The sequence below is a fragment of the Fervidobacterium pennivorans DSM 9078 genome (assembly GCF_000235405.2).
GTDB lineage: Bacteria > Thermotogota > Thermotogae > Thermotogales > Fervidobacteriaceae > Fervidobacterium > Fervidobacterium pennivorans.
Genome location: NC_017095.1, coordinates 1,780,791 through 1,801,363, shown reverse-complemented (window position 1 = coordinate 1,801,363; position 20,573 = coordinate 1,780,791). Strand labels below are relative to the sequence as shown.

The 20,573-nt window shown below is 36.5% G+C and carries 13 protein-coding genes, 1 pseudogene and 1 CRISPR repeat array; of the genes and pseudogenes, 5 read left to right on the top strand and 9 right to left on the bottom strand.

Going from position 1 to position 20,573, the window contains the following annotated elements; genetic code table 11:
• Positions 1–11 precede the first annotated feature (11 nt).
• Complete coding sequence (locus FERPE_RS08500) at positions 12–3,395, bottom strand: PD-(D/E)XK nuclease family protein (protein WP_014452216.1); 3,384 nt, start codon at positions 3,393–3,395, stop codon at positions 12–14.
• Entirely contained in the window at positions 3,392–7,060 is a 3,669-nt protein-coding gene (locus tag FERPE_RS10270) for a UvrD-helicase domain-containing protein (protein ID WP_014452215.1), read from the bottom strand. Before FERPE_RS10270 ends, FERPE_RS08500 begins: the two co-directional genes overlap by 4 nt.
• A gap of 277 nt (positions 7,061–7,337) precedes the next feature.
• Between FERPE_RS10270 and FERPE_RS08490 the strand changes: the two genes are divergently transcribed.
• A complete protein-coding gene (locus FERPE_RS08490; protein ID WP_014452214.1) occupies positions 7,338–8,264 on the top strand; it encodes an aldo/keto reductase in 927 nt (308 codons plus the stop codon).
• Positions 8,265–8,597: 333 nt separating this feature from the next.
• Positions 8,598–10,208: direct repeats of the CRISPR family, unit length 30 nt; unit sequence GTTTCCATCCCTCATAGTCACTTCTAAAAC.
• 8 nt (positions 10,209–10,216) lie between these two features.
• On the opposite strand, the gene FERPE_RS10655 is transcribed toward FERPE_RS08490, so the two are convergent.
• Positions 10,217–11,167 (bottom strand): DDE-type integrase/transposase/recombinase, encoded by a 951-nt coding sequence (locus tag FERPE_RS10655; protein ID WP_014452213.1) that lies wholly within the window; start codon positions 11,165–11,167, stop codon positions 10,217–10,219.
• A 153-nt stretch (positions 11,168–11,320) separates the two neighbouring features.
• Here FERPE_RS10655 and FERPE_RS08480 point away from each other — a divergent pair.
• A pseudogene (locus FERPE_RS08480) lies at positions 11,321–12,129 on the top strand (transposase family protein).
• Here FERPE_RS08480 and FERPE_RS08475 read toward each other — a convergent pair.
• Positions 12,130–13,374: a CPBP family intramembrane glutamic endopeptidase gene (locus FERPE_RS08475; protein WP_011994754.1), complete on the bottom strand. Its 1,245-nt coding sequence runs from the start codon at positions 13,372–13,374 to the stop codon at positions 12,130–12,132. It abuts the pseudogene before it with no gap.
• Position 13,375: 1 nt separating this feature from the next.
• Positions 13,376–13,786 carry a hypothetical protein gene (locus FERPE_RS08470; protein ID WP_011994753.1) on the bottom strand — a complete coding sequence of 137 codons (411 nt, stop codon included), beginning with the start codon at positions 13,784–13,786 and terminating at the stop codon, positions 13,376–13,378.
• 195 nt (positions 13,787–13,981) lie between these two features.
• On the opposite strand from FERPE_RS08470, the gene hisE reads away from it, so the two are divergent.
• A complete protein-coding gene (hisE, locus tag FERPE_RS10855) occupies positions 13,982–14,161 on the top strand; it encodes a phosphoribosyl-ATP diphosphatase (protein ID WP_082204756.1) in 180 nt (59 codons plus the stop codon).
• Positions 14,162–14,314: 153 nt separating this feature from the next.
• Positions 14,315–15,040, top strand: a complete 726-nt coding sequence (locus FERPE_RS08465) for a glycogen/starch/alpha-glucan phosphorylase (protein ID WP_033192267.1) — start codon at positions 14,315–14,317, stop codon at positions 15,038–15,040.
• Here FERPE_RS08465 and FERPE_RS10745 read toward each other — a convergent pair.
• Positions 14,982–15,410: a hypothetical protein gene (locus FERPE_RS10745; RefSeq protein WP_236938358.1), complete on the bottom strand. Its 429-nt coding sequence runs from the start codon at positions 15,408–15,410 to the stop codon at positions 14,982–14,984. The two genes, FERPE_RS08465 and FERPE_RS10745, sit on opposite strands and share 59 nt — an antisense overlap.
• 24 nt (positions 15,411–15,434) lie before the next feature.
• Between FERPE_RS10745 and FERPE_RS10740 the strand changes: the two genes are divergently transcribed.
• A complete protein-coding gene (locus FERPE_RS10740; RefSeq protein ID WP_158510139.1) occupies positions 15,435–16,034 on the top strand; it encodes a DDE-type integrase/transposase/recombinase in 600 nt (199 codons plus the stop codon).
• A 323-nt stretch (positions 16,035–16,357) separates the two neighbouring features.
• On the opposite strand, the gene FERPE_RS08455 is transcribed toward FERPE_RS10740, so the two are convergent.
• From FERPE_RS08455 to FERPE_RS08445, 3 genes are all read right to left on the bottom strand, one after another.
• Positions 16,358–16,828: a pyridoxamine 5'-phosphate oxidase family protein gene (locus tag FERPE_RS08455; RefSeq protein WP_011994751.1), complete on the bottom strand. Its 471-nt coding sequence runs from the start codon at positions 16,826–16,828 to the stop codon at positions 16,358–16,360.
• A gap of 18 nt (positions 16,829–16,846) precedes the next feature.
• The gene (locus FERPE_RS08450; RefSeq protein ID WP_014452212.1) at positions 16,847–18,448 is read right to left on the bottom strand and encodes an ATP-binding protein; all 1,602 of its coding nucleotides are present in this window, start codon (positions 18,446–18,448) and stop codon (positions 16,847–16,849) included.
• A 129-nt stretch (positions 18,449–18,577) separates the two neighbouring features.
• On the bottom strand, positions 18,578–20,569 hold the full coding sequence (locus FERPE_RS08445) for a glucodextranase DOMON-like domain-containing protein (RefSeq protein WP_014452211.1): 1,992 nt from the start codon (positions 20,567–20,569) through the stop codon (positions 18,578–18,580).
• Positions 20,570–20,573: the final 4 nt, after the last annotated feature.

The following is a 20,573-nucleotide window of genomic DNA, read 5'->3' as shown; positions in this document are numbered from 1 at the left end:
ATACTATTTTATCACCCCTTCTTCAGTTTTACTCCGTAGATTTCGAACATTGAGCATATAGGCTCATACGGACAGTTGTAGGCACGACTTATAGCACTCCTGCAATTTCTCGTTTCCTTTGAACCTTTTGGAACGATTAGTTCTTGTCCTTTTTCGTTAACTAACCGCATGGCAAGTTTAACAAATGATTTCATATCACTCTCCAAGAAAACAGGAGTAAATCTACCTTCCTCTGTTATCATACTAATTAATTCCATAAGCCAGTTTTCAAACACCTGATAACCGAAAGTAATATACCCAGATATTTTTCCTTTCTTACCAATTGGTAGGAATATTTTTGGTAAATCATTATCGTTTTGGCGTTTTGCATATTCATACTCGTAGGTGTACTTTCCTTTGTCGTCTGGTTTGAGGGAGAAAAGTATGAAATAAACTCTGTCACTACTATTGAGTGCACTGTCGTTTGATTTTTGCAAAATCCAATCGTAAAACATCAGCTGTTCAATAGCGGAATTTCTAACATCTGCATATTTGTAATCAAGAATTGCGTATCCTTCTCCCTCATCACTTCCATCATCTAAAAAATCATTAGTCTTTCCGTTAGTTTCAGAACTTTTATTTGCCAACACGGAAACTTCATCAATTCGGTCTACTCTCGCGACAAAAGAATATTTCCCATACTGTGCTGTAAATTCCTTCTCAAGACTCAGGATTTTTTCTGAAATAAGCTCTTCCTTGCTTCCAGTTGTTGATTTCTCCGGTTCTCCTTCCAGATACCCCTCAGAAACACTAATACTTCTTTGTTTTAAGTTTATAACCTTTTTATCTCGCACAAATGCTTTTAAAAGTGGCAAAAGATTTTTTGAGATTTCTTCAACCTTCATCTGTCTTGGGATGGAATGTGCATAAATACCTTCAGAATAAAGTTTTCTGTATTCTTCATCTATCCAGCTAATTACTTGCTTTTCATCCACCTCAAAAATCGTCTTTTTCAAGAACTCTCCAAAAAATTTGTTCATCACGCGGTGGACAATCAAACCATCGTTAATAGATTTTTTATTTTCAATAGCCGCTCCTGGTTTGTAAATATCTACTACCTGCTGGAAGTAAAACTGTAGAGGACATTTCATATACGTGTTTATCTTGTTGTAGCTAAACTCGTTAACCTCCACTCCACCGAGTATGAAGTCAGCCTCGGATAAACCAAAATTCAATGAATTTTCTAATTTTTCGAGTTTCAACTTTTCAATTTCGTAATCAATTTCGGAATATATGTCCGAAAAAGCAGGAACAAATTTTTCCCGCTCGTTTGCCAAATCCACAAATTCACTGAGATATTTCGAAGGAACAAGCATATCACCAGTGTTCGTAGCAAGAGGGACAACAAACTGCGATTCATTACTGAACATGACTGAAAGTATAAGTGACCTACGTTCCCGCTCCTCTATCATTTCGTAGATCTTTGACCGCTCGCTGTTTGTTTTGAAAAGTAGTGGATTTATCTTTTCAATAGACGGATAATAATCATCTGTAAACTCAAGGAAGAATTTGTATTTTTTACTCAAAAACCTTGCATTTGACAGGTCAACAATATCAACAACATTCGCAGATTTGAAAGTTTCTCTGTAGCCCGAAGAATTAAGCATCACTGTGAGAAGCCTGTATATTTTTTTCCATCCTTCTATCTTTGTTCTTTCACCAAGTTCAACAATCTTTGCAACGTAATCTTCTAGTTTGTTTATCGTCTCTACAAATTTCGAAAATGCGTTTACTTCGTTCCCAAGACTGCGGGAAACTTCAGCCCTTTCCGCTCTGTGCTCGAAAGATTCTTCGTTTTCTGACTCTTCGAAAGCTTTTTCAAAGTTCTTCGAATATCGCAATATAAACATTCGATACCATTCGAAGAAATTTGTTTTACCGTTGTTTTGATCTATTTCGTCGAGTATAATAAAGAGTTTCTCGATGATGCTCCTGAATTCTTTGAGTTGTTCCAAGCGCTTTACAGTTTCAAAATACACATCTTCTTCTATTTCTCCCTTTTCTTTCTGCCGTTCTATTTCTTCTATTTCGTTATCCAGGCTTCTAAAGAATATCTCATATCTTTTCTCGTGGTCTCTCAGGATGTTGAGTGTTAAGTTTACCGAGTAATATCCGAATTGCCTGAAAAGGTCTTCTACTTCATCCATTGTGAGCTTTCGTTCAGGTATCAACGGAGATTCAATTATCGCAAGCAAGTTTTCCGTTTTAAATTCGTTGAAATACGTTTCCAAAGGCTGTGTGAGGATTTGGACGACTTTGCTTTGAGTAATAGGTATCTTTCCACTATATCTGTAGGGGATTTTCGCTTCATTGAACTCTTCCATAAGCCTTTTGGCTACAGAACCTGATGGCGTAACAATCGCTATATCATCGGGGCGTTCACCTTGTAAGAGTAACTTTTTCACCTGAGCAGCTACATAATTGTATTGGTAAAGTTCGTTTTCAACCGGAATTTTTATCCGTCGTACATTATCAATTAACTCTCTTAATGATATTATCTTTTGCTTACAGAAATCTGTTTTTATTTCGAATCCAGCAGACTCAAGGAAGCTGTAGACTTCGTCGAGCTGGTCGAAAGAAAAATCTGCAGGTTTTTGCCAAGCAAAGAAGAATACATTCTCCGCTTTTTCCATCATTTTCATTAATGCCTTTCGAATAAGCGGGGAGATATCGAGGAATCCGCTCAGAACAAGGTATTTCCTACTTGGTTCTACGTATTCCGCCTGGTCTACATACCATCTGTAAACACTTATAGGGTCATATATCTTCTTGCCTTTAAGTTTTTCTGCAGATTGCTCCATTTTGCGGATAATTTCGTTGAGTATTTCAGCAAATGGCGTCGTTGGATTTTGCATTATATCCCGAATTAGCGCATACGTGCCTGTCAGTTCCGCTTCAGTTTTCCCAGTTTCTCCATAAAGGTTCAACTCCCAGATTTTTTCGAAAAGGTCTACAATGTATTCAATTACCGTTGGTGACTTGGAAAGTGTCCTCAGAATAATCTGCTTTTGGCTGTCACCAGCGAACTTCGCATCACTTTGAATTTTATCAATAACATCCGTAACGTATACCGTGTAGAAATCTCTATCAAAAACTTCCGCATCGTAATTGTTCAACCTGAGTACTTCAGTAACGTATTGGTTGATAACTCTAAACGCATCCCTGTTGATGGTTTTATTGATTTGCCTTGCAACATTATCTGCAATCTGTCTAACATAAAATCCAGAAGGACCGATGAAAAGAAAGTTTAAAGGGTCCTCTTCGTAAATTCCTGCAATTTGATTTGCAACGAACTCAAAATGATTCCTGTCAATAGGAACAACGTAAGCTATCCTACCATTTTTCTTATTGCTCATATACTCATCAACTCCTCGAATTGCTTAATTCTGTCAATTATCTCATCGAGGAAATCTTCACCTGGTGGGTCTATTCTCAACGCCTGTCCCCTTGGAACACTAACGAGGTAGCCACAATGAACTTTTCCAAGGTCCGAAAGAAGCGTCATATAGAATTTCACTTGGAACATGTATCGTTCGATTTCTTCTGCTTCTCCGTATAAGTCTGCACTCTTGAAATCCACAACGTAAAATTCTCCATCTTTCAAAAAGACCTTGTCTGGAACACCGAAGAGGATGTAATTTTTTCTTTCTTTTAACTTCTCATCGTATATCTCCATGCTCTTTGCCAATCTCCATTCCGAGAATATCTTTTCACTTTCATTGAAGAGCGATTCAAGAATACGCACATTGAGTATATTCTCTGGAAGAACGTTCTGCTCAACAAGTAACTTCAACTGTTCGTACTTTGTTACACTCGCAAGCATTGAATGGATTTGTTTACCACGTGCAATTTCAGAAGCTTTCTCCAAGAGCGAATTTAACGCCTTCAACCTTGCTTTGGCTTTCGATGCTTCGAAATTGCTTGTTGATGTGATTGAAATTGTCTCTGAACTTTCAAAATCCTCACTTGATTCATCAACAGATTCAAGACTACTTTTTTCGTCTTTAATACCATAGAGCAGGGTTGGTGAAATATAACGTTTGTAAGCTTTCGGTGTGAAATCTGAGAAAATAAGGCTTGTATCCACCACGTTTTCTAAATCTCGAAGAGATTGGATATTTTTTTGTTTAGAAAACTCTTCCTTTTCTGATACAAATTCAAGATTATCACCAGCCAGCTTATCAATCTCCTCAAGACTTGAAATTATCTTAATTTTTTCCTCAAATCCCTTAGGGTTTAGATATTTTATAGCAGGAGTTCCTTTGCTGTTTTTTCTTTGCAAGTCCACAACAAAAAGCATTTCCTTCGCTCTTGTAATGGCGACATATACTTTTCTCAAGATTTCAGTTTTATCGTATATGACCTCCGCTTCTAGAAGTTTTTTGAGTTCTTTTTCCAACTCCTTTGTCACTTTGGATGTTTCAAACTTTTTGAGCGCTTTGTCCAGGAACTGACTTATATAGACATACCTTCCGTTTCCATCTTCACTTTCCGGAAAGAATGTCTTTTCTTCGGTTCTGTCGACACCATCGTTATTCACAAGAAAGACAATATTAAACTCCAAACCTTTTGAGGCATGAACTGTCATCATTCTTACAACATCTTCTTCTTCAGAAATCTCAGAGGCTTCAACTTCCTGAACTTCTGAGATACGTTCAAGGAGCCTTGTCAGTTCGAAGAAAGTTGGTGCTTGGTCGTCGAATTCTGTAGCCTGTTCAAGCAACTTCCGAACATTCCTCAACCTTTGACTAGAATTCGGATAATGTGCTATTTTTCTTAAATATCCACTCTCCTTAACGAACAACTTTAAAGTTTCTGCTGGTCTTAGGTAATATTTGAGCTCGTCGTATTTTGCAACAAGCTTAATCATCTTAGTAACATTCCCAGGCAACTCATTTTCTTCGGCAAGTTCTTTCGCACATTGGAAAAGTGATTTTTTCAGTCCTTGCTGTTTTGACTCTCTGTATCTCGTCACTATCTTGTGGAAAATCTTAACCTTACCATTCTGAACTCCGACTTCTGGATTTTGTTCTACATTATCTGTGAAAGGTGTAAAGAAAAACTGCGTGAAGTAGTAGTTACTATTTGGGTTTTGAATAACATACAATGCAGATATAACCGCCTTTATTTCAGGTCTTCGGTAAAACCCCCTACCCTTGACTATATAAAGAGGAATGCCTTCTTTTGCAAAAACTTCTCTGTAGACATCCTCAATCCCTTCTAGCTTGTAGGAAAGGATAGCAAAGTCCTTAAACGTTATCTTTCTTGAAGTGGGAACGAACTTTCCGTCTTGTTTTTCATAGAACGTCATTTCTTTACCAACAAGGGATTTTATAACCTTAGCCACATAAAAGGCTTCAAGTTCTCTCTCGTCCATCTCTTTCAACTTTTTCATTTTTCCAGGACCTTGGTCATCTTCATCTAATCCAACTTCTTCGGTGTTCCCATCATTTTCTTGGGTATTCCCAAAAAAAGATGCTTTAGAGATAGTTACGTAATTTACCCTCCTTAAATCCCCCGGTAAAAACTCATGTGAATCTGGGAAAAATGCAGCATTTGACTCATCGTCTTTTCGAATAAACCAAAGTTTTTGGTAAAGTTCCGGGTAGCGCAATCTAAAGACCTCATGAATGTAGATATTTTCATCTCTCTCTGTTGAAAGTATTTCACCAATGTTTTGTGATACGTCATTTAAGCCCATATCCTCCGCATTAGCCTGTGACTTATCCTTGTCTTTCTTTTTCGACTTTGATTTATTGTTGGTAGTCTTCGATTTTTCTGGACTTTCAGAGAGCGCCTCATATACATGGTTGTTGAAAATCGTGTTTTCGGATATGTAATTGAAATAATCTATAAGCTCGGGGTGGGACCTATAGTTTACATTAAGCGAGAGCATTTCATAGTCTGTTCTTCCACTTTTTATCTTTTCCTCAAACTCGTTCATCGTTTTAATAAACACTGAAACATCTCCGCCACGGAATCTATATATCGATTGCTTTCTATCACCAACATAGAAAATATAGTTATTGTCTGTGTGAATTAAATCGAAAATCTTTTTCTGTAACTCGTTTGTATCCTGAAATTCGTCAACAATGATGTATTTGAATCTTTTTTGGTAATACTCCCTTGTCGCACTATTCTCGAGAACCCTTAGCGTCTTTTCAAGCACACCTTTGAAATCATACTCAAAATTATCGAGCGTTTCAGACTCATAAAACTCAGCTGCAATCAATGAAATATTTCTGAATGCCCGCAACGCACCGCCGGCTTCTTCGAAAACCTCTAAGAGCCTTTCACTAACCTTTGATTCATTCAACTCCAAACGCCAATTTGTAACAACAGATTTAATTTTCTCCGCAACGTCAGATATATCTCCAAAAACTTCAAACAGCCTAAAAATATCTTCCTTACTTTTTGCAAGTTCATCTGAAAGTTCTCGTATACGCTTATTCCTTTCCGTTGTCAAACCATACAAATAATTTGTGACTTTCTCAGTGTAATTTTCCCCGCTTTCAATGGCATCATACACGTCAAATGCGAGCTGAATCGCCCTTTGCGTTGCCTTGTCGATTAATTTTTTCTGCTTCAGTTCGTTTATTATCTTAAAATTCGGATCAACACCTGCTTCTATGTTCTGCTCAATGAGTATCCTTCTACAAAAGCTATCAATAGTAGAAATAATTGCCCTGGACATGTTTTTATAGACATCTTTCCAGTATTTATAGGCTCTATCATTCTCGCTCAAACTTTCAAGCTTTTTTTGTATCTCTTTGACAATTCTATCCTTCATCTCATTCGCTGCCTTGTTTGTAAACGTAACTGCTACAATACGGTCAACGATATCACTTTCTCCTGTTTTTTCATGCTGCTCAAGGATACCTATGTAATAATTCGTAAGCGTATATGTCTTTCCTGTGCCAGCAGACGCCGAAATAAAATAATTCTTATTCGGTTCCTTCCTTACCTTCTCAGCAACTGTGACCTTTTGTTCGGCACCTAAATTAAGTCCTGAGTTTTCCATTTAACCTCACCCCTCGCGTTGTTTACAGAAATATTTTAACACACATAAAAATATTAGAGGGCTCATCAATCAGTATACATTATTATACTACCAGTTCTTGGTGTGCAAATAAGAAAATTTAGAATTCAAAAATAAGATATACAAGACAGGCTTTTTAAGAAAAAAACAGCGTTTAAGCGTTATCAAATGTAAAAAGCAAACTTTTTTAGGAAAGAACTTGTAATTGTTTCAGGTAGTATAATTAAAATGCCTACAAAATGTAGAGAGGTGATTGGGTATGAAGCGAATGAAACTCGGTAACGAACTCGATGTTCCAGTTATCGGGCTTGGCTGTATGAGAATTTGGGATAAGCCAATCTCAGAGGTAGAAAGGCTAATTGCTACATCTCTTGAGCTTGGTATCAACTTCTTCGACCACGCAGATATCTACGGTGGAGGGAAATCTGAAGAAGTATTTGCTCAAGCACTGAAAAACCTCCAAATATCAAGGGATAAAGTAATAATCCAAACAAAGTGTGGCATCAGAAGCGGGTTCTATGACCTTTCAAAAGAACACATCATCACATCTGTTGAAAAAGCTCTTAAAAGATTGGATACAGATTACATCGATGTATTGCTTTTACACAGACCAGATACACTAATGGAACCTGAAGAAATTGCCGAAGCTTTCAGTTACGTTCATTCAAAAGGCTACGTGAGATATTTTGGAGTTAGCAATTTCAATTCCATGCAAATTGAATTGCTAAGCAGTGCAGTGAACTACAAATTACTAACCAACCAACTTCAACTAAGCTTGACGAATACAGGAATGATTGACTCTGGTATATTTGCAAACACAAAATTCCATCAAGCAATTAATAGAGACGGGAGTATCCTTGAATACTGCAGGCTGAAAGGAATAACAATTCAAGCATGGTCTCCATTCCAATACGGCAACGAATACGGAAACATACAGGGGGTATTTATAGACAACCCATTATTCCCTGATTTAAACGCTAAATTAGAATATTTGGCAAACAAATATAGCGTTTCAAAAGAAGCAATCGCCATTGCTTGGATTTTGAGGCATCCAGCAAAGATTCAACCAATCGTTGGAACAACAAATCCAGAAAGATTAAAAAAGATTGCACAAGCACAAAATGTTGATCTTACAAGAGAAGAGTGGTACAGCCTTTACATCGCAGCCGGGAATATGATTCCGTAACCAAAATAAACCAAATCGCCCTGGTGAAAAACACCAGGGCATTTATTTTTTGGTATTATCAATTCTCACATGCTACTTTTCTCTTAGTCCCTTCTAAAACAAAATCTCCTAACCATTTCAGATTTCTCATCTCTCACAGTCTTTTCCAAAACAAATGATCACAGACAAACAACCGGCAAAGTGATATTGGATTGTTTTCATCCCTCATAGTCACTTCTAAAACACCATTTTCTATACTCATCATCTTCTTCTCTTGCCTCTTCGTTCCCATCCCTTATAGTCAACTTCTAAAACTTCGCTTTCCGCTTTTATTATAACACAGGAACCCATGCTGTTTCAAACCTTCATACTCACTGCTAAAACATAAGAAAAATTCAAAATGGGCTTGAAACGCTTGATTTCAAAAGTTTCCATCAATTATACACACTTCTAAAACACCAAAATTTACACTACGTTGGAAGCATTACAGCAAAACGATCTGTTTCCCTCCCTCATAGTCACTTCTAAAGCCGTGACATTGATGGTAAAATCAAAGCCAAATGGTTCGTTGCGTTTCCATCCCTCATAGTCACTTCTAAAGCCTGATGACTTTAGACCAATCGAAGTAAGTATTGCTATATATTTGTTTCCATCCCTCATAGTCACTTCTAAAGCGACAGAATAATCAAAGCTTCAAGAATGCCAGCTTATCCAGAAGGTTTCCATCCCTCATAGTCACTTCTAAAGGTTAAAAGTATGGTTTGGTTGAAAGTGAGATTTTTCGTTAAAAAGTTTCCATCCCTCATAGTCACTTCTAAAGAGGTTTAGCAAGAAAAAAGTATGATGAAAGCGCTACTAAGGTTTCCATCCCTCATAGTCACTTCTAAAACGTAGACATAAATTTGATAGAACCGTGGAAGGCATTCCTTTGTTTCCATCCCTCATAGTCACTTCTAAAACCAATTAAACTTGGGCTTGAAAATTTCTCATCAGTAGACGTGAAGTTTCCATCCCTCATAGTCACTTCTAAAACTTTATGTAAGCAAATCGGAAGGGGGTTGTATCAGTTGGAGTTTCCATCCCTCATAGTCACTTCTAAAACGTCGAGAGAGAATACCGCGGCTTCAGAAAAGAGGCAGTGTTGGTTTCCATCCCTCATAGTCACTTCTAAAACTTGTATTGTATCATGTGAAGTACGATTTTTGGGGTAGTCTGAGTTTCCATCCCTCATAGTCACTTCTAAAACTTCTATATGCGTGTGTTGGAGTATTTAGAAAATCAAGAGGGTTTCCATCCCTCATAGTCACTTCTAAAACAAACTATGGCAAAGAGGTTATTTATTAATTATGCAACGGATAGTTTCCATCCCTCATAGTCACTTCTAAAACGGGTATTTCCTTCGGTTTCGATTGGTCCAAAGACGAATGCCGCCTTGGTTTCCATCCCTCATAGTCACTTCTAAAACGAAGGGTTTCTTTAGGTTCATAAAATTGTCTGAATGGATGAGAAAGTTTCCATCCCTCATAGTCACTTCTAAAACAGTTGAGATTAGGTATCCGGCCCGAAAAACGGGCCGAGGTAGTTTCCATCCCTCATAGTCACTTCTAAAACCCTGGCAAAAACAAAAACTAAAAAAGGAGGTGGAACCCCACGCGGGTTTCCATCCCTCATAGTCACTTCTAAAACAGAGTTGGTGAGTGGCTGAAAAACGAGTTGGAGACAGTTTCCATCCCTCATAGTCACTTCTAAAACGTGTACAAGTTACTGCCAGGTACATATATAATGGTTAACTGTTTCCATCCCTCATAGTCACTTCTAAAACGTTTCTGCTGAGAAACGATGGGTATGAGGAGACAGAAAAAGTTTCCATCCCTCATAGTCACTTCTAAAACTTTTGACCAAGGAGCTGTTGCACGATCCTGACAGATTCGTTTCGTTTCCATCCCTCATAGTCACTTCTAAAACGGATAGTGTTAACTTGTAGTGATGAAAGAGTGTAATTGTGAAAGAATGCGATTGATATTGCCATTGTGCGTTTTCCAAAGATTCTTCACTACACAAAATCCTTGAATATATTTCGCTAAGTTCTTCGTATTCTTCAGCCCTCGCTTGAGTCGGAAAAAGTCTTTCAACAATGAAAACTTAGATTCACATTGATTGTTTTTACCGAGCGGTACCACTACGTGATTGATATTTCTGAACAACAGCTTTACTGCACTTTCATATGCACCAAGTCCATCAGTAATAAGTTCAATGTTTCTAGGTTTTGAATTACCAAAGAACTTCTCGAGCAATACTTTGACTTGTCCCATATCACGATACTTTGAGACATGCCAACAAAGAATTAAGTTAGTTTCGTGATCAACTAATAGCCAAACATAGTACTTTTGTTCTTTGAACACAAGAACAGTTTCATCAGCATGAACTGAGAAAACATTTTCGATGGTAAATGTTGGAAAAAGTACAGAGAATAAAGTACACAATTTAATAACCCATTTGTATATGGTGACATGAGATACTTTGATATTAAGAGAATGAGCAAGAGAGCGATAAGACATATTGTGTTTCATATACAAAACAAAAGCCTTTAAGACGAAAAAGATAGGGAAGCGGAAATATTTAAATTTCTCAGGAATAAGGGTGACTGGTTCGGGGAGGTTAAAAGGTACTCTATCTTTGGTACGACAAGCTCTACAACGGAAGACAACGAAAGAGCGACGGACTTTGTAAATTTGCATAGATTTACCACAAGAAGTGCATTTGGGATAAGGGAAAGAGAAGTTTTTGCGTTTGTGAGAATGGGAGAGTTTGAAAGAATGATGGCAGAGTTTGCAAAGGAATTGTTGGTTACCGTATTTGTCATGACCGTTTTTGTATAAGCTGGTGGAACCGCATTTTGGACAAGAGAGCGTTGAGTTGTTCATCATGGGGAACCTGCTTTGTCAAGAGTTGGTTGGGGGTGTCCCCTATTTATAAGGATAATGCGGTTTTTGGAAAGTTTCAATACTTTTAGTTAACATTATCCCTTCCAGGATGGGAGGTCAGCCTATGAATAATCATATCATGAACTAAGAAAACTGTCCCCTCAAAAAGCAAGAGAAGTTGTTCGTAAAGTTTTTGAAGCTAACAACCAGAATGTATCAAAGACAGCAAAGATATTAGGTATTGCAAGAGCAACAGTAAGAAGAGCTGTATACGATTGTTTGGAAGATAAGTCAAGAAGACCGAAAAACTCCCATTAGACAAAGAAAGCTTACCCAAAGAAGTATATCAGCACATGAAAAATTACAGATTGCCAAGATACGAATGGAATATGATAGACGTAGCAACCAGGACAAGATTTACAGCATACTCATATGAATTAAATTCAACGTTTGGATTTATGTTCATTTCGATAGTAGCGTTATGGTTAAGAGTGCACAATGTAAGATGGAGAATGAAAATACGGATGGATAACGGAATGGAGTTTTGCGCAGGAAGCGAAAGGAAATTGAACGAATGGAACGAGATATTTGAAAAGTTAGATTTACAGTTAAGTCCAATACCACCGAGAGCAAAACACTTGATGGGAGTAATAGAGAACAGCCATAGAGCGGATGATGAATACTTTTTGATGAACCATGCTGAAAGATGCAAGAATAAGGTTGAATTTTTAGACAAGGCACAAAGATGGCAAGACACGTGGAACAAAGCCAGACCAAGCAACGGAAAAGGGATGAAAGGGATGACGCCATATGAAAAATTTACAGAAAGCAAAATAATGGTATCAGGACATGTATACGAATATCCTGTGGTATTACTTGAGGAGGTATTCAGAAAAGTGGGGAGTTTGTATCATCTTTTCAATAAATTAACTGGTAAATATGTCTTCACCACCACCAGTTAATTAGCAGGCATCCTGGGAGACAGTAACTTTTGAAGAATTTGATGCAAGTTTTAAATACTTCAATGAAAAAATAAAAACCAGTATTGAAGAATAAATTACCCAAAAGTAAGCGTAAAAAATTTGAAATTCATCCCCACTGAACCTTGAAATAAGTGATGAAATTGTAAAAGCTAAAAAATTATACAACAAACCGTTTTCACGTACGAGAATTGCTACTAAAATTGCTACTGATAGAAGTATTACACTAAGTTTCATTTTCAAAACAATTTCGATTACTATTAATACAGTGCTTAGGCTTGGAATAAGAATGTATTCAAGCTTATGTATAATCTTTTGTTTTCTTAGGTGAACATAAAGAAATATGTATAAAATAGAAAAGTTTATAATGTTTTTTCCTTCTTTTACATTCAGAAAGAGGTTTAAAAATATGTACCAAAATGTTGTGTAAGTGTATGCCATAAACACCGAAAAGAAATTTTTGAATTTTTCAGAGAAGTAGAAAATAAAGATCGATACTGATGTTAAAACAAAAAGAACGCTCACGTACGTTTGAATATTGTTATACTTAGGATCAATAAATATCTCTTCTTTTTTTAAATCATACCCGTACAAAAACGGAATTGACAAAATAATGAGAAAATGCTGAGATTGAAGATAACACCATTGCAAAAAATCCATAAAATTGAGCTTTTTTCTTTCTTCTTTTTGAATAGGTAAAGTTGAATTTTTCTTATAATAAAAGTACAAAACTAAAAAGAACGAAACAAAAGATATAACTGCAGAATCTGAATAGGAAACTGATATAATAGGGAAAAATTGTTTTGGAATTTTTTGCCTAAATACATTTTCCAAAAAGTGCATTAAGGAAGTAAAAAGAACGGAATTCGTATAGTCAAATATTACACAATACTTTAACCCCAAAATGAAAATGTTAAATAACAAAAGAGGTGAAGAATAATATTGTGTGTGCGCAATTGAAAAGATAACTGACGAAAATATAGCGGCGATTATGGAATTTTTCCTTTTTCTTAAAAAACCATACAAAAATTTCCTGAATATAAGCTCTTCAAAAAATGCAATAACAAACATATAAAATACCCCACCATATGTGGGGACAAAGCTTTCTTGTGCTCCGTTTATTAAAGAAAAGAATATTACAAATAAGGTTACGAAAATTACATATTCAAAAATTCTACCACGATGGCTCAAAAATCGGTTTAAAAAACTATCCTTTGACTGTTTCATTTCACTCTCCATTTTCGGTTTTTTCAAAGTTATTCATTGTGAAGTAAGAGATTGGATATATTTGTTCTATAGTCAATGTACTTGAAATAACCTTTTTGTTATACTCCATCATCTCTTCCTCTTGAATTGCATTGTAAAGCTTCCATATAGCTTCTTCTGTAGTTTGCCCAATTGCTCTGACAGTCTTGATTCCAGTTTCTACTACACCTACGATATTAAAAAATTTATACACATACTTTGCTACCACTATAAATCCTTGCCAAGGTGAATTTAATTGATAATCAGAGAACGAATTATTGAACGAATTATTTTGCAATCTCAGAGTTTCCGCTTTTAGGACAGAGCCATTAATGAACAAAAAAAATAATGTTACCATTATCAAAAGAAATCTACTTCTTTCTTGAATCTTCATAATACTTCCTCCCCGTAATATTGATTTATATCCATCAAACCGGTTTGATGTTCTGACTAATTTTATTATAGTACAACTTCTTTTGATGACAATCGCGAGTAATTGTAAAAAAAAAAGAAATCTAATTAATTAATGCTCAATATATTTTCTAATCTTATGATTATTTATTATTTTGGCTTGTAGAAGGTTCTTGTTATAATACGATTCAAAAAATTCGGTGAAGAAAGTATCGAAGTTGTATTGGCAGCCATGGGAGAAGATAGAGAGCATTTGATATACAAATTAGCCGATTTGAAGTACCACCTCACGTTACTGTTGTCGGCGAAGGATATTGAATGGAGTGAATTTGTAAATGAACTGATTAGGAGGCATTAGCATCACAAAACAACATTTAATCGTCTAAAATTTGAGAATTCAAGAGTATGTTCGTTTTTCCTTGTGTATTTGACATTTTTCGAATTTAGTGTAAATTTTAAGATGGATTTTTGTTGGAAACGGTTCTGAAGTTTTAGAAAAGGGGTGCGGATGGTGGCAAGAAATAGCAAAAAACTAGACTTATCGACGCAATTTAAGTACCACATGCATCATTCCTTGGCGGAAAAAACGGAGTATTCCACGTTGCTACAGAAATTCTTTGCACTTTCCTACTCTGTTAGAGACCTGATTGCCGAAAAATGGCTCAACACAGAAGAGATAATCTACAAAAAGAAAGATCTGAAAATAGTCAATTATCTATCGATGGAATTTTTGATAGGTAGGTTGTTGTACAACAATATCTTGAACTTGAAAGCGGAAGATGAAGTTAAAGAACTTTTGAGTAAATACAACGTATCTCTCGATGAAATTGCGCTTTTGGAAGAAGATGCAGCGCTTGGTAACGGTGGACTTGGAAGACTTGCCGCCTGTTTTCTCGATTCCTTAGCCACCCTCGGTTGCCTTTCTTACGGATACACGATTAGGTATCAATACGGCCTGTTTAAACAAGCTATCGAAAATGGATTTCAAAAGGAACTCCCAGATGATTGGCTAAAGAATGGATATCCATGGGAATTTCCAAAGCCGGAAGAAGCGGTAAAGGTTAGATTTTTTGGCAGAAGTGAACCTTATACAGATGAAAAGGGTAATTTGAAATTTAGAGACTGTTCTAGACTGTTCGATAAAATTATGATAACCATCCGAATTCGTTGTATAATTCTTAAAGAGGGGTACACCCCCCTCCATCCTCACGAAAGTAGATTACCCTATGCCACGTAAATCCGACTTCTCCAATCGTCCTCGCTGTCCTTACTGCGATCATCCAACTAAAGTCTACATCAACGCTCACTATCATCGTCGTGCTCCCGATGGTTCTTTGGTTCAAGTTACCAGTTTCATCTGTTCTGAATGTAAACGCACTTTCTCTTTCCCTAAAGCTCAGCGTAAGAAACGCTTCGATTTCCCTTATCCTCGCTGCCCTCATTGTGATCGCCCCATGAAAATCTCCAAAGTCCGTCATTCTTACGTCCGTTTCCGTTGTCGCACTTGTGATTTCAAAACTAACGTTGACCTTTTTACTCTTTCTTTGGTTGAGTATTTCTCTTCTATCCGTTTTTCGCCTAAGTATCCTATTTCTGTCTGCTTGCATGCCTTTGAGCTTTTCTATTCTAATTTGTCTATCAGACAAATTAGAAATGTTTTAATTTCTCAAGGTTACTCTCCAAGTGTATCTACTATTTATCAGTGGATCATCAATCTTTCTAAAGCTATCGTATTTTCTCCTATCCTGTCTGATATTATCAACGTCGATGAGAAGTTTGAGAAAATCAAAATCGGTGATGAAAGACGTAATTTGTACATTTTCTTTGCCGTGAGTAAGTACAGAATCGTTAACTTTGTTGTTTCCACTAATCGTGATACTTTTGAAGCTTTGCAACTAATCTTTCCATGTAAACCTAAACTTGTTTACTCTGACGGTCTACCTTCCTATGCTGTAGCTTGCGAAAAACTCAATATCAAGCACAAAATCATCGATTCAAAGAAAAATCAACCAGCTGAATCAAGAAATAGTCTTCTTGCAATGTTTACTCAAGTTAGAAGAGGATTCAAAAAATTATCGAATGTGTTTTATTACATCAAAGCGTTTGTGGTAATGCACAATATCAAAAGAGAACTAAGAATAAAACATCAAGCAAAAAACTGGACAAAGATACAAAAACCGTTACTGAATTACTTGTTTGAACACCATCAAGAACTATTTGCACTACAGTAAAACAAACAAGTAAAGAAAAATCAAATCCAAGTAAAAAAGCAATGTGGAGACAGTGAAGATATTTTTTAGTGAAAAAAGCTTAGAAATTGACTATCAAAGAACGAAAATTACCAATTTCAAAAACCGACGAAGAAAAACGACAAAGGTTTTCAGAAACAAATCTTGATGAAGAACAAGAATTTTACTTTTTTGCCCTACTTTTTCATATCACCGAACAGTCTATTGGGATTTTTTCCTTTTCATATATATAGACACCCAGGATGGAAATTTCTGACAAATGAAAAAAATATATCGCAAAATGCGATATCGCATTTTGCGATATACTATCTTTTTCTTGATTTACCAGATATGTGTTCGATTTCTATTTTTATAATGCTCACTCTCTGTATTGAATCTGCGATTTCGCCTTTTATTTTCTCTAAGTTATTTGAATATTTCTTTCCTATCAGTTCAAGTGCTCCGCGCTTTTCGTCTTCATTTTCAACTATTGAAGCTTTTCCAAAGGCAATTACGCTTTCATATGCAGTTGATAGTTCATCAGGCAAAATTTCGTAGCTTTTGACAATAGTAAAGCATACGTTTGAAAATTTTTTTATGTTTTCTATCTTATGACCTTCTTTAGCACAGTGAATATAGATATACTCTCCATCAAATGCATAGTTTACTGGTATCCCATATGGATATTCGCCGTTAAATGTTGCTAAGACACCATAATCACCGGATTTGAGTATTTCAAACGTTTGTTGTTCTGGTAATTCTCTATCTTTTCTACGCATAGGTGGAAATTTCTCCATCGTTATCAACCTCGCTTTTTACTTTGCCTCGATAACTTCGTAGGTCCATTCCTTTATGTTTTTTAACCGACTATCTATACTCACACCTATAAGATAACATTTCTTGCTTGTGAATCCTTCATAATATCTTCTTTCCTTTATCTGTTCAAGCGCTTCTTTTGCACTTTTGTCAACCTTCAGCTCAATTATATACGCAACCCCGTTGTTTTCTATCAGAATGTCTATTATCCCTCCGGATACTTCTTTTTCTATCTCATGGTACACTCCACTTCCAAATAATATCCCGCTTATCACCATCTCATAGTGCGATTCTATCGTCCTTAATTTGTCTTCTTGTTCTTCATTCTTCGTTACTTGTTTTATCTTCTCACTCAACCGATAGCTCATCTTACCAAGTATCTCTTTTAATCCACCTATCAACCCATCAACGTTTTCTTTTTTCACAGCATCCTTTATCTTTACTCCTATTCTGTTTAAATCATCTATATCCAATTCGTAATTCAATTCAAGTAACATCTGAGACAATGATTGCCCAGCGTCTATGTTTGGTATTTTTAACCCGTACAGTCCGCTGTCTATTTCCTTGTAAAATGTCAGATATCCTGCTTGAACAAGGAAAGATTTAGCAACGCTCTCTTCTATTTCTCTACTTGTCAATTCGATATATGAGATGAGTAAATCTTTTTTGAGGATATCTTCAAGCTTGACTTTCCTTGCACGTAGATAATCATGTAAAAACTTCGGTGCTCCTGAATCGTTCCAGTATACAAGAAAGCTTTTGTGAAAGAAAAACAAAAGTACCGCAAATGGATTGAACACAAAGTGTTTTCCATCGAAAGAAAAACCGCCATAGTATTTCTCAAGTTGCTCAAGTAAGTAATCCTTGCTCATATTTAACTTTTGACAAGCCATATCAATGTACTCAGGAAAATATTGAATGATTTCCTCTTGTGTATATCCAAGCATTTGAGAAAAATCTTCATGGAAAGATATATCAACAAGGTTGTTCAAAGTGGAGAACACACCAGCCTTGGTGTATTTGGTAATACCAGTGAGAAAGACAAAGCGAAGATATTGATCAAGACTTTTGATTTTTGTGTACAGTTGTCTGAGTATTTCTCTCATTTCGTGTGCCTTTTGTTTGTCTGAAATATGATCTAATATCGGCTTTTCGTATTCATCGATGAGTAAGACAACGGGTTTGTTGTATTTCCGACCTATATCCTGCACAAGATAATAGAATACATCGGAAATAGTGCCGTCAACACATGAAACATCGTAATCTTTGGCTATACGTTTTAATCTTAAGAAAAGAGAATTGTACGTATCTTCCGGTGAAGTTGTATCTATTTCGTTCATATCCAGCCTAACAACAGGAAAGCTTTCCCAATTCCATTTGTCGTATATCCATGTGCCTTCGAATAGTTTTTTCTCTCCTTTGAATAAATACTCAAGTACACTCACTGTCAAACTCTTCCCAAATCTCCTTGGTCGGGAAAGAAAATAGTATCCTTTTGCTCTTTTCACCAGTTCGTATATGTACTTTGTCTTATCCACGTATGTAAAATTTCCATTTATTAAATCTTTGAAATCTATTACACCTATCGGCAGTTCTTTCATTATTCTCACCTCTTTGTTTTGAAGTTTAAATCTCGAAAATATTATATCACTATCTCTTCTAATTCATCAAAAAAACAAAAACCTCGCTGGTTTTACACCAGCGAGGTTTTCAAATTATGTTTGCTTATGTCATTTTACCACGATTGGTATCAATGTTGCGTACGATTGTCCTGGAACATATGATTTAAGTATGTCTTCTTGTTTTTGACCTTCTGGAACTATTGTATCAAGTACGTATGGTGCAAAGTCTTTTGAATCAACGGGGTATCCACCGAGTGTCCATTGTGTTGGGTCTTTTGAAACAGGTCTGATGTGATCAGTACCATATCCGTCTTGGCTAAGTGATAAGATGTATGCTTTTATACCAGTTTTCACTTCAAGGTATTTCTTGAATACGATTATATGTATCACTTTATCTGCTGGATCGGCTTCGTATATTATAGCTTCTGGTATTTCTTTACCATCGGCTGTGGCAAAGACTATTCTATCATCTGGCCATCCTGCAACCTTTATGAAGTAATCCCAAGGTTCTTTGAATTGTACCCTTGCCCCTTCTTTGTATGTTGACGTCTTTCCACCAGCCTTTGTGTCAAGGTAAATGTTCACAAGTTGGTGTGAAAAGCCTTTTGGTGACGCCCATGGGTTGGTCATTTCAGCAAATTTGATGCTGAAAACGTACGCTTCGTCATTTTCAAGTACGGTAACTTCTGTTATGTCCCAAAGTCCTTTGTAAGGCGCAAAAGCTGGATCTTTTGGATAAACGTACGTACCAAAGCCGTAATCATCGCCAATTTTATCGGCGAATTTTGCTATCACATTTCCAGAAAGCATCGTAGGTGTCTTTATAGCTATGCCTTCTTGCGGCAGTACTTCATCTTTTCCATCAACAGAACATACGATGTAAATGTTGAAATTTTCCCCACTTTTGATTCCGAGTATATCGTATGGTATTTCAATCTCGACAACATCATCAACTGCTGATTTGAAGACATTTGCTTGGAGTATCCAAGAATCGTCTCCTGCAGCTGCGAAGAATGTACCACGTTTCCTTGTTTGCCATGTTCTCATGTTGAGTGAGAATCTGAAACCAACTGGTTTACTGAGTATTGTACCACCGGATGTTTTTCTGTTCGACGCTGTCATTTTTGGTGCGTCGGTGTAAACTTCAAAGAGAACATTTTGTCCAACGTAATCTCTTGCTGGTTTGTCAAGTACGATGCTCACGTACGCAGCTGTTGATGTTCTTGCAACGTAAGCTTGTTTTATAACTGTTCCGCTGTACATCGCCGTTGATTTTTCAACATCAGATAATTTTCCATCGATTTCGTATTGAACTGACTTGATAATATTTTCCTTAGGTAATTCAACTTTGGTTTGTTCTTCTTCTTTCTGAACCTTTGGAGCACCAACTCTTAGTTTTCCATCTTCTTTCCACACTTCGAAGATACCGTTCTTACCACCAAAACCATCATCAACGTAGGCTGGAGCGTTTGGATCAGCCACCCAATCTTTACCATCGACAACGAATTTGTATTGGTAAACACCCGCTGAAAGTTCAAGAACGGCTTCCCACCATCCGTCGCCAGAGCTGTAACATTCAGTATCGCTCATACTCCAGTTGTTGAAAGACCCCGCTATGAAAACGTATTTAGCTTCTGGTTTGTAGAATTTTATAACCACATATGCATTATCTTCGATGGAAAAGTTTTCCTTTCTTTCTGTGTTAATTTCAACTTTTTCTTTTATTTCAGCTGCTGGTGCAACGATAACAAGTTTTCCATCTTTTTGTGCAAGAGTAAACACACCATTTTTACCACCAAATCCGTCATCTGTGTATCCTGGAGCATCTGGGTCTTCTTTCCAAACTTTACCACCATCGATAACGAACTTATACTGGTAAGTACCCGGTTTAAGTTCAAGTTCTGTTATCCACAAATCGCCTTCTCTTCTCATCGGATTAGCGTTTGTCGACCAATTGTTAAATGTACCTGCCAAATGCACTGTACTTGCCTGTGGATAGCTGAATGTGAATACAACCTTGTTACCATCAATCTTTAACGCCGCAAAAGAGAAAATGGACAAAACAAGGAAAATTATCAAAATACCTCTTAACGCTTTCATACAC

Coding starts and splice junctions, on each gene's coding strand:
- FERPE_RS08500 (WP_014452216.1), bottom strand. CDS start 3,395: ATGAGCAATAAGAAAAATGGTAGGATAGCTTACGTTGTTCCTATTGAC.
- FERPE_RS10270 (WP_014452215.1), bottom strand. CDS start 7,060: ATGGAAAACTCAGGACTTAATTTAGGTGCCGAACAAAAGGTCACAGTT.
- FERPE_RS08490 (WP_014452214.1), top strand. CDS start 7,338: ATGAAGCGAATGAAACTCGGTAACGAACTCGATGTTCCAGTTATCGGG.
- FERPE_RS10655 (WP_014452213.1), bottom strand. CDS start 11,167: ATGAACAACTCAACGCTCTCTTGTCCAAAATGCGGTTCCACCAGCTTA.
- FERPE_RS08475 (WP_011994754.1), bottom strand. CDS start 13,374: ATGAAACAGTCAAAGGATAGTTTTTTAAACCGATTTTTGAGCCATCGT.
- FERPE_RS08470 (WP_011994753.1), bottom strand. CDS start 13,786: ATGAAGATTCAAGAAAGAAGTAGATTTCTTTTGATAATGGTAACATTA.
- FERPE_RS10745 (WP_236938358.1), bottom strand. CDS start 15,410: ATGCAAGCAGACAGAAATAGGATACTTAGGCGAAAAACGGATAGAAGA.
- FERPE_RS08455 (WP_011994751.1), bottom strand. CDS start 16,828: ATGGAGAAATTTCCACCTATGCGTAGAAAAGATAGAGAATTACCAGAA.
- FERPE_RS08450 (WP_014452212.1), bottom strand. CDS start 18,448: ATGAAAGAACTGCCGATAGGTGTAATAGATTTCAAAGATTTAATAAAT.
- FERPE_RS08445 (WP_014452211.1), bottom strand. CDS start 20,569: ATGAAAGCGTTAAGAGGTATTTTGATAATTTTCCTTGTTTTGTCCATT.